A 3,690-nucleotide genomic window follows, 5' to 3' on the forward strand; every position below is an offset into this window, starting at 1 on the left:
CGTCCGCGCCCGTCCGTCCGCGTCGCGGGTCCCCGTGCCGTGACGCGGGCGATCTCGTGCCGGCGCGGAGGCCCCGGGCGCGTGCCGTCCGGCACCCGACGCGGACCGTCGTCCCGGGGGACGCCGCGTCGCACAGCTCCGTTGCCCCGGACATGGACGGCGACGATCCCGGGCATATCGGAGTGTCACGAGTCGTGAACCCGGCCGGGGGTGTCGTGTGACCGAGTGGGTCCTGCTGGTCGTCGCCGTGCTGCTCGTCGCGGCGAACGCGTTGTTCGTGGCCGCGGAGTTCAGCCTGGTGACCGTGGACCGCGCCACCGTCGAGACCGAGGCGGAGGCCGGCGACCGCCGATCCCGCGGGGTGCTCGCGGCGCTGCGGTCGCTGTCCACCCAGCTGTCCGGGGCGCAACTCGGCATCACCGTCACGAGCCTGATCGTGGGTTTCATCGCGGAACCCTCGCTCGCGACGATCCTGCGCGGACCGCTCGGGACGGTCGGGCTCGGGGCGGCCGCGGGTCCGGTGTCGTTCACGGTGGCGTTCGTGACGGCCACGGTGTTCCAGATGCTGGCGGGCGAGCTGGTGCCGAAGAACGTGGCGATCGCGCGCCCGCTGCGGGTGGCCCGGGCGGTCTCGGGTGCGCAACGCGGGTTCACCACGGCGACGTCGCCGTTGATCCGGTTCCTCAACGGCAGCGCCAACCGGTTGCTGCGGTGGGTCGGTGTGCAGCCGCAGGAGGAGTTGGCCTCGGCACGGTCGCCGCGGGAGCTCGCCTCGCTGGTGCAACGCTCGGGGGCGCAGGGCACGATGGACGAGCCGACCGCCCGGCTGGTCACCCGCTCCCTCGAATTCGGGGACAGGACCGCGGCGGAGGTGATGACCCCGCGGCGGCGGGTGCGGTCGGTGCGGCCGGACACCCCGGTGGCGGAGATCAGCGCACTCGCGCGGAGGACCGGCCACTCCCGGTTCCCGGTGTTCGGCGACGGTGCGGACGACCCCGTGGGCATCGTCCACCTCAAACACGCGGTCGGCGTCCCCGTCGACGAGCGCGGCAGGCGGACGGTGTCCGAGGTCATGGTGCCGTCCGTGCTGGTGCCGGAGTCGATGCAGCTCGACGGACTGCTGGCGCTGCTGCGCCGGGGCGGTCTCCAGCTCGCGATCGTCGCCGACGAGTACGGCGGCACCGCGGGCGTGGTCACGTTGGAGGACCTCGTCGAGGAGATCGTCGGTGAGATCACCGACGAGCACGACCGGACGACCACGAAGGCGAGCAGGCGGGCCGACGGGTCGTGGTGGTTGTCCGGCCTGCTCCGTCCGGACGAGGTCGCCGAGCTGACCGGCGTCCCGCTCCCGGAGGGGGAGGACTACGACACCGTGGGTGGTCTGATCAACCACGAGCTGAACCGGCTCCCCGTCGAGGGGGACCGGGTGGAGGTGTCGGCGGGGGAGCGGACGGTGCGGTTGACGGTCCGGCGGATGGACGGCTTCCGGGTGGACCGTGTCGATCTCGACGAGGTCGGCCCCCCGGACACGGACGCCACGTCCGGAGGGCTCCGGTGATGGGCGGGATCCTGATCGCCGTCGCGTTGCTGATCGGCAACGCGTTCTTCGTCGGTGCGGAATTCGCCCTGGTGTCCGCCCGGCGGACGCAGATCGAGCCGAAGGCCGAGGCGGGGTCACGCCGCGCGCGCACCACCCTGCGGGCGATGGAGCGGGTGACGCTGATGATGACCGGGGCCCAGCTCGGCATCACCCTGTGCTCGCTGGGGCTGGGCGCGGTCGGCGAACCCGCGGTCGCGCACCTGCTGGAGGTGCCGTTCGCCGCGGCCGGGGTGCCGGACGCGCTGCTGCACCCCGTCGCCTTCGCGCTGGCCCTGCTCATCGTGGTGTTCCTGCACATGGTGCTGGGGGAGATGGTGCCGAAGAACCTCGCCCTGGCCGGTCCGGACCGGGCGGCACTGTGGCTGGGCCCGGCCCTGGCGGCGGTCGTGTGGGTGCTGAAGCCCGTCATCGTCGCGCTCAACGCGGTCTCGAACGGTGTGCTGCGCCTGCTCCGGGTGCAGCCCCGGGAGGAGGTCAGCTCCACCTACACCGAGGAGGAGGTCGCCGCGCTGGTCGCCGAGTCCCGGCGGGAAGGGCTGCTCGACGCGCGCGAGCACGAACTGCTCACGGGCGCGCTGTCCTTCCACGAACGCACCGTCAGCTCCGTGCTGATCCCGGAGAACGCACTGGTCACCGTGCCCGGGGACGTCACCTCCGAGCAGGTGGAGGCCCGCGCGACAGAGACCGGGTTCTCGCGGTTCCCCGTGACGGGGGAGGACGGGAGCCTGCTCGGCTACGTGCATCTCAAGGACGTCCTCGAGTCCGACCCCGGGGAACGCACCCGCCCGGTCGCCGGGAGCCGGTTGCGGGGGATGGCCACGTTGCGCCCCACCGATCCGTTGCACCGTGCCCTGGGGGAGATGCGGCAGCGCGGCACCCATCTGGCCCGGGTCGTGGACGCCGACGGCACCCGGCAGGGTGTGGTGGCCCTGGAGGACGTGCTGGAGGAACTGGTCGGCGAGATCCGGGACGCCGCGCAGCGCATCGGCCGACGCCACTGAGACCACCCGGGCCGGGCGCCCGTCACGGGCGTGGCCTCGGGGCGGGGAGTGCGAAGTGCCAACCCTCGGCGCGCAGCCCGGGCACGATCCGGGCCACCGCGTCGACCGTCTGGCTGCGGTCGCCGCCCCCGTCGTGCAGCAGCACCACGGCTCCCGGTGTGACGCCCTCCCGGATCCGGCGCACGAGTTCGTCCGTCCCGGGCGGGTTCCAGTCCTCGAACGCGAGTCGCCAGCCGAGCGGCTGCATCCCCAGGTCCGCGGCGACCCGTGGGGAGTCGCCCCAGGCGCCGTAGGGAGCGCGGAAGTAGGGGATCCGGGCGTGCGGCACCGCCTCCCGGATCGCCGCGTTGGTGCGGCGCAGGTCGGCGCGGATCTCCTCGGGCGGCAGAGTGCTCAGGTCGTCGTGCCGCATCGTGTGGTTGCACAGGGTGTGCCCGTCGGCGACGATCCGCCGGACCAGGTCCGGGTGCTGTCGGACGTGCTCACCCCACAGGCAGAACACCGCCTTGACGTGGTGCGTGCGCAGGACACGCAGCAGCCGGGGGGTGTCCTCGGGGTCGGGTCCGTCGTCGAAGGTGAGCCCGACGGCCCGCCCGCCGTGCCGGGTGGAGTCGACGATTCCGCTGTCCGCCCCGGTGGCCGTGGCCGCCGAATCCCTGGCCGCCGAATCCCGGGCCACCGAATCGTCGGTCGCTGCAGTTTGGGCCGCCGGGGCCGGTGCCGGGACGACGGCCAGCAGCGTGGCCAGGAGTCCGACCAGGGTCCGGGTCCGTGTGCGCGTGTCGGGCATCCCACTCTCCTGTCCACGTCGAACCGAATTCCGAAAAGTTTCGGGCGATACCGTTCGTCCGAAGGGAACGTAGATTGCCCGGACAATGCTGTCAACAACGCGATCCACGGGCCGGTCTTGACGATTCCGCACGGCCGGATCTACGCTCCGATCCGCTCGATCGGTTCCGAAACATTTCCGAAAACAATCCGCACGATTCGCCGAAGTGGAGACGCCGATGAAGTCGGTCCGCCTCGTCACCGCCGCACTCGCCACCGCTGCCGTGTCGGCCACGCTCACCGCCCCGGCGGCCGCGGCCG

3 protein-coding genes are annotated in these 3,690 nt (G+C 72.7%); 2 read left to right on the top strand and 1 reads right to left on the bottom strand.

Annotated features, from left to right (window positions below; genetic code table 11):
- Nucleotides 1–217 precede the first annotated feature (217 nt).
- Together ACTIR_RS0101550 and ACTIR_RS0101555 are read left to right on the top strand one after the other, a co-directional pair.
- The gene (locus ACTIR_RS0101550; RefSeq protein WP_026452972.1) at nt 218–1,558 is read left to right on the top strand and encodes a hemolysin family protein; all 1,341 of its coding nucleotides are present in this window, start codon (nt 218–220) and stop codon (nt 1,556–1,558) included.
- The gene (locus ACTIR_RS0101555) at nt 1,558–2,601 is read left to right on the top strand and encodes a hemolysin family protein (RefSeq protein ID WP_026452973.1); all 1,044 of its coding nucleotides are present in this window, start codon (nt 1,558–1,560) and stop codon (nt 2,599–2,601) included. Before ACTIR_RS0101550 ends, ACTIR_RS0101555 begins: the two co-directional genes overlap by 1 nt.
- 22 nt (nt 2,602–2,623) lie before the next feature.
- Here the strand turns inward: ACTIR_RS0101555 and ACTIR_RS0101560 are convergent, their stop codons facing one another.
- The gene (locus ACTIR_RS0101560; protein ID WP_026452974.1) at nt 2,624–3,391 is read right to left on the bottom strand and encodes a polysaccharide deacetylase family protein; all 768 of its coding nucleotides are present in this window, start codon (nt 3,389–3,391) and stop codon (nt 2,624–2,626) included.
- Nucleotides 3,392–3,690: the final 299 nt, after the last annotated feature.

It is taken from the genome of Saccharomonospora iraqiensis subsp. iraqiensis (assembly GCF_000430445.1).
In the GTDB taxonomy this organism is placed as follows: Bacteria; Actinomycetota; Actinomycetes; order Mycobacteriales; family Pseudonocardiaceae; genus Saccharomonospora; species Saccharomonospora iraqiensis.